12 protein-coding genes are annotated in these 13,855 nt (G+C 57.9%); 6 read left to right on the top strand and 6 right to left on the bottom strand.

The genetic code is table 11. The annotated features are described in order from the left end of the window. Positions 1-40: 40 nt before the first annotated feature. Both WEU32_RS01000 and WEU32_RS00995 read right to left on the bottom strand, forming a co-directional pair. Positions 41-3,007 carry a TonB-dependent receptor gene (locus WEU32_RS01000; RefSeq protein WP_406852557.1) on the bottom strand — a complete coding sequence of 989 codons (2,967 nt, stop codon included), beginning with the start codon at positions 3,005-3,007 and terminating at the stop codon, positions 41-43. Positions 3,008-3,322: 315 nt separating this feature from the next. Beyond that, positions 3,323-4,585 carry a Glu/Leu/Phe/Val family dehydrogenase gene (locus WEU32_RS00995; protein ID WP_406852556.1) on the bottom strand — a complete coding sequence of 421 codons (1,263 nt, stop codon included), beginning with the start codon at positions 4,583-4,585 and terminating at the stop codon, positions 3,323-3,325. 213 nt (positions 4,586-4,798) lie between these two features. On the opposite strand from WEU32_RS00995, the gene WEU32_RS00990 reads away from it, so the two are divergent. The 3 genes from WEU32_RS00990 to WEU32_RS00980 all read left to right on the top strand — a co-directional run bounded on the left by WEU32_RS00990 (position 4,799) and on the right by WEU32_RS00980 (position 8,473). After that, positions 4,799-5,785, top strand: a complete 987-nt coding sequence (locus WEU32_RS00990; RefSeq protein ID WP_406852555.1) for a pirin family protein — start codon at positions 4,799-4,801, stop codon at positions 5,783-5,785. Between the two features lie 103 nt (positions 5,786-5,888). Next, positions 5,889-7,079 carry a methionine adenosyltransferase gene (gene metK, locus WEU32_RS00985; protein ID WP_406852554.1) on the top strand — a complete coding sequence of 397 codons (1,191 nt, stop codon included), beginning with the start codon at positions 5,889-5,891 and terminating at the stop codon, positions 7,077-7,079. Between the two features lie 164 nt (positions 7,080-7,243). Beyond that, complete coding sequence (locus WEU32_RS00980) at positions 7,244-8,473, top strand: argininosuccinate synthase (RefSeq protein WP_312138784.1); 1,230 nt, start codon at positions 7,244-7,246, stop codon at positions 8,471-8,473. 23 nt (positions 8,474-8,496) lie between these two features. Here WEU32_RS00980 and WEU32_RS00975 read toward each other — a convergent pair whose 3' ends face one another. After that, positions 8,497-9,795, bottom strand: coding sequence for a PQQ-dependent sugar dehydrogenase (locus tag WEU32_RS00975; protein WP_406852553.1), 1,299 nt, complete (start codon positions 9,793-9,795; stop codon positions 8,497-8,499). 108 nt (positions 9,796-9,903) lie between these two features. On the opposite strand from WEU32_RS00975, the gene WEU32_RS00970 reads away from it, so the two are divergent. The 3 genes from WEU32_RS00970 (at position 9,904) to WEU32_RS00960 (ending at position 11,754) form a co-directional block, all read left to right on the top strand. Further along, the gene (locus WEU32_RS00970; RefSeq protein WP_406852552.1) at positions 9,904-10,404 is read left to right on the top strand and encodes a hypothetical protein; all 501 of its coding nucleotides are present in this window, start codon (positions 9,904-9,906) and stop codon (positions 10,402-10,404) included. A gap of 90 nt (positions 10,405-10,494) precedes the next feature. Then, positions 10,495-11,130: a LysE family translocator gene (locus WEU32_RS00965; RefSeq protein WP_406852551.1), complete on the top strand. Its 636-nt coding sequence runs from the start codon at positions 10,495-10,497 to the stop codon at positions 11,128-11,130. A 66-nt stretch (positions 11,131-11,196) separates the two neighbouring features. After that, positions 11,197-11,754 carry a CC0125/CC1285 family lipoprotein gene (locus WEU32_RS00960; RefSeq protein WP_406852550.1) on the top strand — a complete coding sequence of 186 codons (558 nt, stop codon included), beginning with the start codon at positions 11,197-11,199 and terminating at the stop codon, positions 11,752-11,754. Between the two features lie 75 nt (positions 11,755-11,829). Here the strand turns inward: WEU32_RS00960 and WEU32_RS00955 are convergent, their stop codons facing one another. The 3 genes from WEU32_RS00955 to WEU32_RS00945 all read right to left on the bottom strand — a co-directional run bounded on the left by WEU32_RS00955 (position 11,830) and on the right by WEU32_RS00945 (position 13,831). Continuing rightward, complete coding sequence (locus WEU32_RS00955) at positions 11,830-12,627, bottom strand: exodeoxyribonuclease III (protein ID WP_312138775.1); 798 nt, start codon at positions 12,625-12,627, stop codon at positions 11,830-11,832. A gap of 78 nt (positions 12,628-12,705) precedes the next feature. Then, positions 12,706-13,338, bottom strand: a complete 633-nt coding sequence (locus tag WEU32_RS00950) for a LolA family protein (RefSeq protein WP_406852549.1) — start codon at positions 13,336-13,338, stop codon at positions 12,706-12,708. A 223-nt stretch (positions 13,339-13,561) separates the two neighbouring features. Next, a complete protein-coding gene (locus tag WEU32_RS00945; RefSeq protein ID WP_312138771.1) occupies positions 13,562-13,831 on the bottom strand; it encodes a hypothetical protein in 270 nt (89 codons plus the stop codon). Between the last annotated feature and the right edge of the window lie 24 nt (positions 13,832-13,855).

The following is a 13,855-nucleotide window of genomic DNA, read 5'->3' as shown; positions in this document are numbered from 1 at the left end:
CCGGGGAGGGTTGAACACACCGGCGGCCAAGCGAGCCGCATCAGAAGTTCAGACGCAGGCCCATCATGTAACGCGCGCCAAAGCTCTCATATTCCGAGACGCGCATGCGGTCGCCCTGATAGCGGATACCCGGTTCGTTCAGCAGATTGTTGGCGTCGAAATAGACTTCTGCGCGATCGTTGAAAGCATAGCTGACCTTGAAGTCCAGACGGCCCACTTCGTCCCAGAAGCTGTCACCCAGCGCGTCACCATCACCAAGGCTGTCCAGCCACTCCGTGCGATATTGCCAGCTGAGGCTGGTCGACAAACTATAGCGCTCATAAGATGCCGCAATGTTGTAGATGAAATCCGATGAACCCGGCAGAGCCACCTTGCGGCCATCCGGAGTCTCGGTTTCTGTGGTGTTGAGAGTGACATTGCCACGCAGACCAAAACCCGATGCCCAGTCTGGCAGATTCAGCCGCTCTGCGAACGGCTCCAAGGTTTGCGAGAAGGCGAATTCGACACCGGCCAGATAGCCTTCACCACCGTTATCCGTGGTGAAATAGGTATAGTCAGAGCGATTAATACCACCCGAGTTCAGGTCGTCCCGACCATAACGGGAATACTCGACGTCAAACAGAACGTCTTGCAGGTGTTTGTAATAGGCTCCGACAGAGAAGAAGGCTCCGGACGGCATATACCATTCCAGATAGGCATCCGCGCCGATGGCCTTTTCGGGACCCGCCGACGGGTTACCGCCGCTGATTTCCATGTCTTCGTCGTTTAATTCGAAGTTAGGACGCAACAGAGAATAGTCTGGACGCGCTGCACCGGTATTCACCGACACACGCAACTTCATCTGCTCGTTAATATCCCAGTTCAGGTGGGCGCTCGGAAGGATGACCAGATTATCATCGCCAACCATGACAGGCTCGAAGCCATTACCGAAATTTACCAGAGCCGAGCCTTCATTCTGGACCTGCTCGGCGCGGACGCCCAGCACCAGATTACCCCAGTCAAAATAGGTGGTCGTCATGGCATAGGCCGCGATCACGTCTTCTGAAACTTCGTAGTTGTTGGTTTCCGACACACCGGGCTGTACGCGGCTCAAGCCTTGTTCGTGCAGCCGCCCCCACAAGGCCTTGGCCTGTTTTTCCGAGAAGTAACGGAAGGCATAGCCCAGAGGCATGTCGCCTTTATACGGGTCATTGATAGCGAAGTCGGCAGGCGATGGCATGGGCACATTCGCCCCAGCCAACATAGCGGGCAGGATTTCCAGCGTCGTGCGCTCGTCTGTCTTTGTGCGACTGTCATACTGGCCACCGAACTTCAGCTCGGTCGAACGGCCGAACAGTTCCAACTCACGGGTCAGATCGATACGCGCACTGATAGATTCACTATCCTGCAAACGTGCTGTCGAGCGCAGGTTCACGAACTCATAGTCCTGCGGGTCCAGAGAGCGTTTAAAAGCCCCCATCGAGAAAGTGCCGTCAGGATTGACGATTGTATCGAACAGCTGGACCCCGTGCTGGTCACGATTGGTGTAATCGTAAATCACGGTCGGGCGCTGGCTGTAATCAATGACGCCGTTCGGGCGTGGGCTACGCCACGAGGAATTAAACGATGGACCGCTTTCAGCCTGCGACTGCGTATAATTCAGGCGCCAGGACACGTCCCAGCCCTTAACAAAGTGATCGCCGCCGAGCGTATTGGTGAAAATGCTTTCCACCGTGTGGTTGATGTTCAGAGAGCTATCGAGCTCAACTCCGTAGATAGTGCCCTTCATCGGGGTATTGCCCGTACGTATGTCGGCATAACCACGCGTGGCACCGGCGCTTGTACGGATAGCATTATCGTCAAAGTCAAACTCGTGCGCGTTGCGCATCTCGTCGTCAGTGAACTCGGTATAGATGCTCGAGAAATAGAAACGATGTTCATCCGACGGGCGGTAATCGAAACGACCGGCATAGGCAGTGTTCGAGCGCGTCAGGCGATAGAGTTTGTTCTGGTGGGCATCGGCCCAGAAACGGGTTTCCGATCCGGCTTCACGGTCTTCCGAAGCAGATTCCCAATCCGTCTCGAAATTGTCGGTGACCATTTCACGCTCATAGGTCGAGAACGACAGTGCGGCACCAAACTTGCCATCAGCAAAGGTGTCCGCCACGAAAGCCGATAGATCGTGCTGCGTACCGCCGCCGAGGTCATTGTAGCCATAGCCTAGGTTCAACGATACTGCGCGATCTGGATAATCAAATGCGCCCCGCGTCGAGATATCGATATTGCCGGCCAGCGTCTCACCGGACATGTCTGCGGTCACGGCTTTGCGAATAGTAACCGTCTTGGCGATAGCGGCAGGAATAGTGTCGGTGCGAGCGCGCTTTCCACCCGGAGAGACGACGTTCAGGCCATCAAAAGAGAGTGTGGCCCAGCGTGATGGGGCCCCACGAAGGCTGATCGCACGTTCCTGCCCCTGATCCCGCTCGACAGCAACACCCGGCAAGCGGCTCAGAGCCGCAGCAATATTCTGGTCGGGGAAGTTGCCGATACCATCCGCCGATACGACATTCACCAGAGAGGTTGAAGCGCGCTGGATCTGAAGGGCTGCGGCCTCAGATTCTGCCTGCGGTCGACGCCCGGTCACCACCACATCTTCAACAGACGAGGCCGCTTCAATCGGCATAGCTACCGCGATACGGGCCACTTCGCCTTCTGCAATACGAACCGGCACCTGCTGGGTTTGGCGGCCAAAATAGCTGACAACCACATTGTGCTGTCCTGCCGGAGCATGCAGCGAGAAACGACCTTCGCGATCGGTGACGGCAACCTGATCCTGACCGGGGATGCGGACTTCCGCACCGACCAGGAAATTAGTGCCCTCGGCATTGGTGACCACACCCACCACACGGTTCTGCATCTCGACCGAAGCCGTCAATGCCGTGTCGGCATGGGCAAGAGCCGGATATGCACCGCCTATGATGGCTGCCGAACTGCAAAGCAGAACCAGTTTAAATCGCGTCTTGAACATCTGTTGGACCCCACAACTTGATGGGGGGTCCTTCTATCCATACGAATAAAGCGCAGGGAAAAATTTTTAAAAAATAAATGTTAAGCTTTAATACAAATCACTCATTACAGTGAGCAAATAATAGACATTTATGATTTGCGGATTTTATATCGCTAAATTTTTATTATCGTTTAAATTAAATCTATATCATACCAAGTATAGACCTTAAAATTGAGGAATAATTTCCCCCGCTTCCTGCGATATGACTTGGAGTTTGGCCCCTGAAAAAACGCCCCCGATATAGATCGGAGGCGCAGGTCTCAACGAACCAAACCATCAACTCGCAAAGAACTGTTGGGTGCCGTGGGCTTCGATAGCGGTGGCCAGGCGGTTGAGGGCGTGGATATAGGCGGCGGTACGCAAGGTGACACTCTTGTCTCTGGCAATGTTCCAGACCACGTCGCCTTCGCGCTCGATGATGGTTTTCAAGCGAGTGTGAACCTCTTCCAGCGTCCAGTAATAGCCTTGTCGGTTCTGGACCCATTCGAAATAGGACACAGTCACACCACCGGCATTGGCCAGAATATCCGGCAGGACAATAACGCCCTTCTTAGCCAGAATTTCATCGGCCACAGGTGTGATCGGGCCATTGGCCAGCTCCAGAACCACAGTGGCCCTGATGCTATCGGCATTGCCCTCGTGGATCATGTCTTCCATGGCCGACGGGACCAGCACATCGGTTTCCAGAGCCAATAGCTGATCGGCTGAAATCGCTTTTCCGCCATGCTCCGCATCTTGCACCGAACGCCCCTGGGTCTTGGCCGCCAATAAAGCATCCAGATCCAGTCCTCCCGGCGCATAGACAGCCCCGCGAGAATCCGAAACACCAATAATCTTGGCACCGATACTACGGAACAGACGCGCCGCGTGCTGGCCAGCATTGCCAAAGCCCTGCACAACGACCCGCAGGCCCTCGGGCGGCAGGCCCAACCGTTCGGTCAGGTGCTGGACCAGATAAAATCCGCCGCGCGCCGTGGCATCCTCTCGCCCCAGCGAGCCGCCCAGCGCAATAGGCTTGCCCGTAATAACGCCTGGATGAGGCTCCCCGCGAATGGTCGAGTATTCGTCGCTCATCCAGCCCATAATCATGGCATTGGTATAGACATCAGGGGCCGGGATATCGCGATCGGGACCAATAATGCTGGCAAAAGCCTGCACATAAGCACGCGACAGGCGCTCCAACTCGGCCTTGGACAGGCTCTTGGGATCCACCTGAACCGCACCCTTACCCCCGCCATAGGGCAGGTTGGTGACCGCGCATTTGACCGTCATCCAGAAGGCCAGCGTCTCGACTTCCTCGGCGGTTGAATCCGGATGGAAGCGGATACCGCCCTTGGTTGGCCCGCGCGTGTCGTCATAGCGACAGCGCCAGGCGAGGAAGGATTTGCGCGACCCGTCATCCATGCGGATCAGCAAACGCACCTTCATGGTTTCCCGCGGATATTTCAGCTTCTCCAGCACGTCACTGTCGATCTGAACATGACGCGCTGCGTCATCCAGGCGGGTCAGGGCGGCTTTCAAGATATCCGGGTTAGACATTTTATTCCAACTATCAAGGCAACCAACCTCGCAAAGCGCACGAAATTGGTTCGTTATTGGGTAAGAGCGCATTCTGCTGTCATAATACCGCCGCGTTCGCAAGTGCGAAGGCCGCATTTTAAAGCGGATGTTATCGCCTGCCCGTCGGCTTACAGCACGCCTTGAATTGGTAACCGAAACGATTACATATAGGGCAACTTAAGGAGTTTGCTCATGACCAAGAGCGTCGTTCGCAGTAAGCCCCTTGCCACTCCGTGGCAGGGACTAGACCCGTTTCTGTTTGCCGTTCACCACGTCGACCATTATCCCGCCGGTGACGGTCGCCTGGGTATCAAACCCGAAGACCGCGCCAAGGAGGGCCAAGGCTGGCAGATGTATCATGGTCAGCATGTGCCGGGCTTTCCGGCTCATCCGCACCGTGGCTTTGAAACCGTCTCGATCGTTCTGAAAGGCTATGTCGACCATGCCGACAGCCTCGGTGTCGCGGCACGTTATGGTCAGGGTGACGTTCAGTGGCTAACCACGGGCGGCGGCGTCGAACACGGCGAGATGTTCCCTTTGGTCCATACCGATGGCCCCAACACCATGGAGATGTTCCAACTCTGGTTAAACCTTCCCCCCGAAGGCAAGTCGGCCAGGCCCGGATTTGAAATGTTCTGGGCCGAGAACATCCCGGTCATCGAACAGGAGGGGGCCAAGGTCACCGTTATTGCCGGTGCTTTCGGCGATGTGAAACCTCTGGCACCGCCCTCGGCGTCGTGGGCAGCCAATCCGGAAAATGAACTGGCCATCTGGTTGGTGGATATAGACAAGGGCGGCACGGTTACCCTGCCGGTCGCCTCCGACCAGTCACTGCGTCGTGGTTACATTTTCGAAGGGGTCGCTACCTTTGACGGCGATGTGCAACCGGCCAAACATCTGGTCGATCTGGATGCCACCCGCCCCAGCGTCATCACAAATGACAGTAAGGAAAAGGTTCGTATCCTCATTCTGCAATCACGCCCCATCGAGGCACCGGTTGTCATGCGCGGGCCATTTGTTCTGAACACCAACGAACAGATGATCGAGACGGTTGTCCGTTACCAGTCCGAGGGCTTTGGTCGTTGGCCATGGCCGACCCTGGCCCATACACATGGCAATGAAGGGCGCTTTATCCGTTATCCTGATGGCCGTCGCGAGACGCCCCCGACGAAAATCTAGGTCTGGAACGAGAATAGCTAAAGAGTCTCGGGTCGGTGATGGCTTGCACATATAAGCATATCTTTATATGTCTAGGCGCATCTTAATTCTCAGGAGCCGATCCGTGGCCCGTACTGCATTCCAGTTCACGTCCGAAAGCGTTTCCGAAGGTCACCCCGACAAGGTGGCAGACCAGATTTCGGACGCTATCGTCGACCTGTTCCTGTCCAAGGACCCAGAGGCCCGTGTGGCCTGTGAAACCCTGACCACCACACAACTGGTGGTTCTGGCCGGTGAAATTCGCGGCAAGGGCATCTGGGAAAACAACGGCTGGGTCGGCAATATCGAGCAGGAAATCGAAGACACGGTCCGCCGCGTCGTCAAGGAAATCGGCTACGAGCAGGACGGCTTCCACTGGAAGGAATTCACCTTCCAGAACAACCTGCACGGCCAGTCGGCTGACATCGCTGTGGGCGTCGATTCCACCGACGACAAGGATGAAGGCGCAGGCGACCAGGGCATCATGTTCGGCTATGCCTCGAACGAGACGCCGGAACTGATGCCAGCCACCCTCGCCTACAGCCACAACATCCTGAAAAAGCTTTCGGAAATCCGTCACGCGGGCGGCTCTATCCTTGAACCGGATGCCAAGGCGCAGGTGACCCTGCACTATGAAAACGCCAAGCCGGTACGCGCGACCTCGATCGTCGTCTCGACCCAGCACGCCAAGGGCAAAAAAGACGAAGTGGCCGCCATTGTACGCCCCGTCGTCGAAAGCGTCCTGCCCGCGGGTTTCATCACCGACGAGACGGTCTGGCACATCAACCCGACCGGCATTTTTGAAATCGGCGGTCCCGATGGTGATACCGGCCTGACCGGTCGTAAGATCATCGTCGACACCTATGGTGGCGCAGCCCCGCATGGCGGCGGTGCCTTCTCGGGTAAAGATCCGACCAAGGTTGACCGTTCGGCAGCCTATGCCGCGCGCTATCTGGCCAAGAACGTGGTCGCGGCCGGTCTTGCCGACCGCTGCACCATCCAGCTGTCCTATGCCATCGGAGTGGCCAAGCCGCAGTCAATCCACGTTGATCTGCATAACACCGGCAAGATCGATCCGGCTGTCCTTGAAAAGGAACTGCTGGGCCTGATCGGTGGCGCTACCCCGCGTTCGATCCGCCAGCATCTGGGCCTGAACAAGCCCATCTATGAGCGCACCGCCAAATACGGCCACTTTGGTCGTGAAGCCGATGCCGATGGCGGTTTCTCGTGGGAGAAAACCGATCTGGTCGACAAGCTGAAAGCGCTGGTCGCCTAAAGTCTGATTTCTTCGAAATTCACAGAGGGTGCGGAGGTTTATGCCTCTGCACCCTCTTTTTTATCCCCCTTGCGAAAACATACGCTTGCATCAGGGGGCGCTAGGTCCTTTAAGCGCGGCAAACCTGCCCGTAGGGGCTTTCCAGATTCAAGGATTTGCCGACGATGAGCCTCCCTGCTCCGAAAAAAGTCGTCCTCGCCTATTCGGGCGGTCTCGACACCTCGATCATCCTGAAATGGCTTCAGACCGAATACGGTGCCGAAGTCATCACCTTCACCGCTGACCTGGGTCAGGGCGAAGAACTGGCTCCGGCCAAGGAAAAAGCTCTGAAGCTCGGCATCAAGCCGGAAAACATCTTCATCGACGACCTGCGCGAAGAGTTCGTGCGCGACTTCGTCTTCCCGATGTTCCGCGCCAATGCCCTCTATGAAGGCCAGTACCTGCTGGGCACTTCGATCGCTCGTCCGCTGATTTCCAAGCGCCAGATCGAAATCGCCCGCCAACTGGGTGCCGACGCCGTCTGTCATGGTGCCACCGGCAAGGGTAACGACCAGGTTCGTTTCGAGCTGGGCTATTACGCGCTGGAGCCGGACATCCGCGTCATCGCTCCGTGGCGCGAGTGGGAGTTCCGCTCACGCGAGGCCCTGCTGGCCTTTGCTGAAAAGCATCAGATCCCCATTTCCAAGGACAAGCGCGGCGAGGCCCCGTTCTCGGTCGATGCCAACCTGCTGCACTCTTCATCCGAAGGTAAGGTTCTGGAAGACCCGGCGGTCGAAGCGCCCGAGTTCGTCCACCAGCGCACCCTGTCGCCAGAAGCCGCGCCGGATACCCCGACCGTCATCACCATCGGTTTTGAAAAGGGCGACGCCGTTTCGATCAATGGCGAGGCTATGTCCCCGGCAACCCTGCTGGCGGCCCTGAACAAGTATGGCCATGACAACGGCATCGGTCGTCTGGACCTCGTAGAGAACCGTTTCGTCGGCATGAAGTCGCGCGGTGTCTATGAAACACCGGGTGGCACCATCCTGCTGGCCGCCCACCGTGGTATTGAGTCCATTACGCTGGACGGCGGCGCCATGCACTTGAAGGACGAGCTGGCGGTCAAATACGCACACCTCGTCTATAATGGCTTCTGGTTCTCGCCCGAGCGCGAAATGCTTCAGGCCGCCGTCGACAAGTCGCAGGAAAAGGTTACCGGCACGGTCACGGTCAAGCTCTATAAGGGCAACACCACCGTCATCGGTCGCGAAAGCCCCTACAGCCTGTACGATCAGGATCTGGTGACGTTCGAAGAGGGCGTGCAGGCCTATGATCACAAGGATGCAGAAGGCTTCATCAAGCTGAACGCCCTGCGCCTGCGGGTACTGGCCAAGCGCAATAACCGCGAAGGCTGATCCTCACTTTTCAGTGTCGAATCTCAAGGCCGGGCAATCCTCAGGATTGCCCGGCTTTTGTCATCAGTCACCCAGATAGAGCCATCAGCCGCCACCGCCATACCCACCGGTGTGCCGCGCGGATGCTGGCCTGCGACATTGTCCCAGCGCGGGGTAATGATCTTGCCCCGCACACTGGGCGTATTGGCCGGGTAGCGCAGCGCCCCGCGCGGATAGATGGCGTAGTAGCCATTAATATCCGTCAAGGGCACACCCGCCTCATTGACCTCGACGGCCATGATGCGTCCTCCCGTACGGCGATAACCGTGCCATGTCATCAAAAGCCGCCCGCGCCATTCGGGGAACATCGCCCCCGCATAATAGACCATGTCCAGCGGTGCCGCATGCGGCGGCATCAGAGCCACCGGCTTATCACGCTGGCTGCACCGGCTTTGGGTTGCGCTCCAGCCCGGCAGAGGGGTCTGCATGTCCACGCAATAGGGCCAACCATAATGGCCCCCTTGGCGCAGCACATTGACCTCCTCAAACGGATGGGCCGGATCGTTCAGGTCCACCGAATTTTCGGCCTGCAGGATGGTGCCGGAACTGTGCCGCACCAGAGCTATCGAGTTCCGAAGGCCCGAGGCAAAAACGGTGCTGTCCTCGGCCCAGCGGCCATGGCCCTGATAGGCATGGCGGCGCACCTGACCAGTCTGCACCTCCTCGACACAGCGGCCGCGCGTATCGGTGCGCCCCCTGCCCCGTGCATCCAGACAACGGTCGCTGGGGGCACCAACATTGACCAGCAGGTCGCCATTCGTATCAAACACAAAGCTGGACAACGGATGGCGGTTATCGTGCAATCGGTTGTCGGGCAGGCCGCCTATGACCGTGCGCAGCGTGCTGGCGGGATCGGCCGCGCCAATGTCCAGCGTCAGGATACGGTTCATCTCCGACACATAGATCCGCCCGTCCGGTCCGCGCGCAATCGTATGGGGCATCGACAGACCCGACAGCAGCTTGCGCCATTGTGGGATGCGCTGGCGATCAAAGGATAGTTGCCACAGCCCGCCCTTGCCCGCTTCCCAACCGCCCAGATCGCTGACCAGCCAGTCACCGTTGTCCAGCGCCAGAAGACCGCGGGGCATCCGTGGCCCCTCACTTCCCTCCCCCTCTTTCGGGCCCTGCCAGACAAGCCCCATACAGGCTCCATCCGTCATCCCGACAGTGGTGGCCGGATAGCCCCCGCACTGCCCCTGTGTCGCATAGTTTCGCGAGGGACCCGCCCCCGTCAGGACCAATGCCACAGCCGAGAGAGCCAGCCCCCGCGCGACCCCGCGCATTATCTGCGCCCCATGCCTAAAAGCCATGATCCTTGACCACCCTATCGCTTTTGCGTCCAGCCTATGTCGGCATACACACCGGTATCACCCGCAATAAAAGCGTTTCGTGTGGATGACAGCGTTCTGTACTATGCAGGACATTACGCCACCGGCGTCAATTTCGGAGCTGCCATGTCCTTGCGTTTAATCCTGTCGGTCGCCGCTGTGATCGGCCTTGCCCTTCCGGTTCAGGCTGTAATAGCCACCCCCGTTACGGCCCAAACGGCCGCACAGCAAAGCGAAGAACTGGACATGGAACAGGCCTCCGTCCGCTTCAAAGAACGTATGGAAGCCATGAAAACCGATCTGGAAGCGGTGGTTGCGGCCAATACAGGTAATCCCGAAGCCATGAGCGCGGGCATTGACACAACCATCGCCCGCTACAAGGGCGATATCGATGCCTTTGCCAATATGATGGATACCTATTTCACAACAGCGATCGACGGTGCCGAGACAGACGCGCAGAAACAGGAATACCAAGGCGTTCGCGAACAGGTTGTGCCCATGTTACGCACCCTGCCCGAACAAATCCGCGCCGCTACGCTAGAATACGCCAAAGCCCCAAAATAGCATCCGTTTTCAAAACAAATCTTATCAAGCCCGCTTCTGTCTCAGAGGCGGGCTTGACCGTTTCAGATGATCGGCCCAAACGCCCCAATCATGCACACACTTCCTGTCGATCCACAGCTGTATCTGGCCTATTTGGGCACTATGCTGGTCATGGCCTTTACGCCCGGCCCGGCCAATGTGTTTGCCGTGGCGACAGGTATGCAGCGCGGCAAGGCTGCGGCGCTGATGGCGGTGTCGGGCATGAACACAGCCACCTTTGTCTGGTATTGCGCGGCGGCCCTTGGATTGGGCGCTCTGGTCAAGACCTTTCCAGAGGTGTTCCGGATCATCTCCTATGGCGGCATTCTTTATGTCGTATGGATGGCCATTTCAGCCATTCGCGGAGCCATGAAGGCCGCGGACAAAGCTCTGGACACGCCCGTTCTCGACAAGGCGCGAAATGCCTATCTGTCAGGATTTATGGTCCAGATCGCCAATCCCAAGGCGATATTGTTCTTCACCGCCGTCCTACCGCCGTTTTTGGACATTGATCGACCGCCGGTCCCACAACTGGCTCTCTTTGCTGTCGCCACGCTTGGGCTGGACACCATCTCTATGAGCGCATACGGCCTAGGTGGGGCCGCGTTTGCGCGGCATATGTCCTCGGTGCGCTTTCAGCGCCTGTTCGGAATTGGTGTAGGGGTTTTGTTACTGACGGCCGCCATACTGATGGCAACGCGGCTTTAGGAACCGGATCGTTCACCCTCCGTTCAGATGGAAGCATGCATTATGAGGGTTCAAGGAGAGAGTTCGATGAAGACACTTCGCAAAACTCCAGTCCTGCTAGCAGTGACGGGCGCGCTGGCACTGGGTGCCTGTGCATCGACGGCTACGCCCTATCAGCCTGCGGGCCTTAATGGCCAACGCGGCGGTTATGCCGAGCAGCGCCTCGAACAAGATCGCTATCGCGTCAGCTTTGCCGGTAACTCGGTCACCTCGCGCGAGCAGGTAGAGATGTCGCTGCTGTTGCGTGCGGCGGAACTGACCGTCGAGAACGGTTATGATTGGTTCCAGACTGTAGACCGCGCCACCGACCGTGACAGCCGCGTGATCGCACAACCTGATCCCTTCTATTCGCCCTATGGTGGCTTCTGGGGTCCGCGCTGGCGTTATTATCACCGTGGCTACTGGAGCCCATGGGGTCCGTCATGGGGTAATGAAATCGATTACCGTCAGGTAGACCGCTACGAAGCCTCGGCCGAGATCAAGATGGGCCGTGGTGAAAAGCCGAACAATGATGCCAATGCCTTCAATGCTCGCGAGGTCATTGCCAATCTGTCGCCGCGCGTAACCCGCCCGACGACCAAATAAGACTTCTCCCCGAAGCCTCCCTCCTGCGGAGGACTGAACGCCCCGGTTGCAATCCGCAGCCGGGGCGTCGCCTTTTTAAACGTCCAGTTCCATCACCACCGGCGCATGATCGCTAGGCTGTGGCCACTCGCGCACCGTATCGAGAACGCGGGCACTGCCCTTGACCACAGAGGGCGTCAGGCCCGGTGAAGTCCACAAATGGTCCAGACGCAGACCACGGTTGGAGACGCGGAAATCCTTGGCGCGATAGCTCCACCAACTGGCCAGCTTCATCGGTTCGGGATGCTGGTCACGCAGCACATCGGCAAAACCGCCCGCATCCTGAAGGCGGTAAAGCGTTTCGATTTCAATCGGCGTGTGGCTGACCACTTTAAGCATCTGGCGGTGGCTCCAGACATCATACTCGCCTGGCGCGATGTTGAAATCGCCCGCCAGCACCAGAGGGGCCTGACGATCGCGGCGTTTGGCCTCGGCGGTCAGACGCTCGTAGAAATCCATCTTGTGATCGAATTTCGGATTCAGCACGCGGTCGGGAATGTCTCCGCCTGCCGGAATATAGAAGTTCTGGATCTCGATGCCCTTGACCATCACCGCCACGTTACGCGCGTGTTTTTCGCGGCATACATCAAGGATCGGGGCCTCGCTGATCGGATAGCGACTGGCAATCGCCACGCCGTGCCAGCCCTTTTGCCCCCCTATAATCATGTAGGGCAGGCCCATATCGATAAAGGCCTGACGGGGAAACTGGTCCTCCAGACATTTGATTTCCTGCAAACACAGGACGTCAGGGGCGTATTCGGCAACAAAGCGCGCCACTTGGTCAATGCGCAGGCGGACCGAGTTGATATTCCAGGTAACGATGCGAAGGGTCATGGCCCAGCCTTAGCAGACGCACATAAAAAAAGCGCCCGATGTCTCCATCAGGCGCTTTGAATAGAATGCAGTCTGTCTTTAGCGGTCGCGCGACGGGCGACGGGTCGGATCACGCAAGGTGAACAGGCTGGATGCCAGACCCGAGACCGGTTGCAGGGTCGTCAATTGCACACGCGTACGTGCGCCTTGGGCATCGGTGATGGTCCATTCTTGCAGACGACCACCAGCAAAGGAGAGGATGACCGAGCCTTCGTTCGGGCGGCGGGCATCACGGGCCGTAATGGCATAGGCCCCCGAATCCATGCGCGTTACACGGTCGATCTGCACGCCCTGATCCAGACGCACATTGCGCGCCAGGAAGGTGGACAAAGGGGTCTGGGCCAGCGGCACCTGACGGAAGCTGTTCAGACGCGGATCATAGCGGTTGACGTTATTACCATCGGCCACGACCAACAGACCGGCGGGGCTGGTATATTCGAAACGCATCTTGCCCGGACGCGACAGCCAGAAACGGCCTTCGCGGCGCTGGTTGTTCGGACCGGTCTCCACGAAGGTTCCCTGTGCCGCCGTCAGACCGGTCAGATAGGTCTGGGCCTGTTGCAGGACCGCCCTGTCATCTGCCGACAGATTGGACTGTGCCAGTGCCGGCAGGGCGCTCATAGCCACGGCCACAGCAGCGCCCAGACCCAAGGTGCGTCGAGAAATCATCATGTCATAGTCTCCCGTTCGGGATTATCGAGGCCCCCACCCTGCCCCGTCGGCTTGGCGTCCTCGTGACGCAAGCCAGACCATATTTCGGCGACAGAATGAAGGTTTGTTCAGGGTTCTTTTTGCCCTAACGCGCACAACTGGGTGGCTCGCGGGTTAAGGGCGTCACTCCAAAACCCGCAAACAGATGTGCTGTTCCCACTTCGCTTTATCGCGGGGTCAGAGATCAATTCAACTTGGGCAGATAGACGATACGGCACTCGCCATTAATGGCAGTCAGTCGGCCATTGGCAGCATCCACAAACACCGCACCGCCGTCATCACGGCTTACACGGCCCGTAGACTTGCCGTTGAATATCTCGGTACCAAAGCTCCAGCAGGTGATTTCCGCAGGCTGATCCTTGAACTTGGTTTCCATGCTTGCACGTTTGCTATCCGTGCAAGCCGAAACCAGAACGCAGGTGCCGAGCACCGCCAAGACCGTCAGTGTTTTCATGTCCGCGTTTTGCCATACAGCGTT

The organism is Brevundimonas sp. BH3, from assembly GCF_045345115.1.
GTDB lineage: Bacteria > Pseudomonadota > Alphaproteobacteria > Caulobacterales > Caulobacteraceae > Brevundimonas.
The sequence above is the reverse complement of the archived record's forward strand: the minus strand, read 5'-3'. Positions and strand labels throughout refer to the sequence as shown.

What these genes read in the sequence shown, in the direction of transcription:
- WEU32_RS00965 (WP_406852551.1), top strand. Translation starts at nt 10,495, where the DNA reads ATGCACACACTTCCTGTCGATCCACAGCTGTATCTGGCCTATTTGGGC.
- WEU32_RS00990 (WP_406852555.1), top strand. Translation starts at nt 4,799, where the DNA reads ATGACCAAGAGCGTCGTTCGCAGTAAGCCCCTTGCCACTCCGTGGCAG.
- WEU32_RS00975 (WP_406852553.1), bottom strand. Translation starts at nt 9,795, where the DNA reads ATGCGCGGGGTCGCGCGGGGGCTGGCTCTCTCGGCTGTGGCATTGGTC.
- WEU32_RS00950 (WP_406852549.1), bottom strand. Translation starts at nt 13,338, where the DNA reads ATGATGATTTCTCGACGCACCTTGGGTCTGGGCGCTGCTGTGGCCGTG.
- WEU32_RS00980 (WP_312138784.1), top strand. Translation starts at nt 7,244, where the DNA reads ATGAGCCTCCCTGCTCCGAAAAAAGTCGTCCTCGCCTATTCGGGCGGT.
- WEU32_RS00955 (WP_312138775.1), bottom strand. Translation starts at nt 12,627, where the DNA reads ATGACCCTTCGCATCGTTACCTGGAATATCAACTCGGTCCGCCTGCGC.
- WEU32_RS00945 (WP_312138771.1), bottom strand. Translation starts at nt 13,831, where the DNA reads ATGAAAACACTGACGGTCTTGGCGGTGCTCGGCACCTGCGTTCTGGTT.
- WEU32_RS01000 (WP_406852557.1), bottom strand. Translation starts at nt 3,007, where the DNA reads ATGTTCAAGACGCGATTTAAACTGGTTCTGCTTTGCAGTTCGGCAGCC.
- WEU32_RS00960 (WP_406852550.1), top strand. Translation starts at nt 11,197, where the DNA reads ATGAAGACACTTCGCAAAACTCCAGTCCTGCTAGCAGTGACGGGCGCG.
- WEU32_RS00995 (WP_406852556.1), bottom strand. Translation starts at nt 4,585, where the DNA reads ATGTCTAACCCGGATATCTTGAAAGCCGCCCTGACCCGCCTGGATGAC.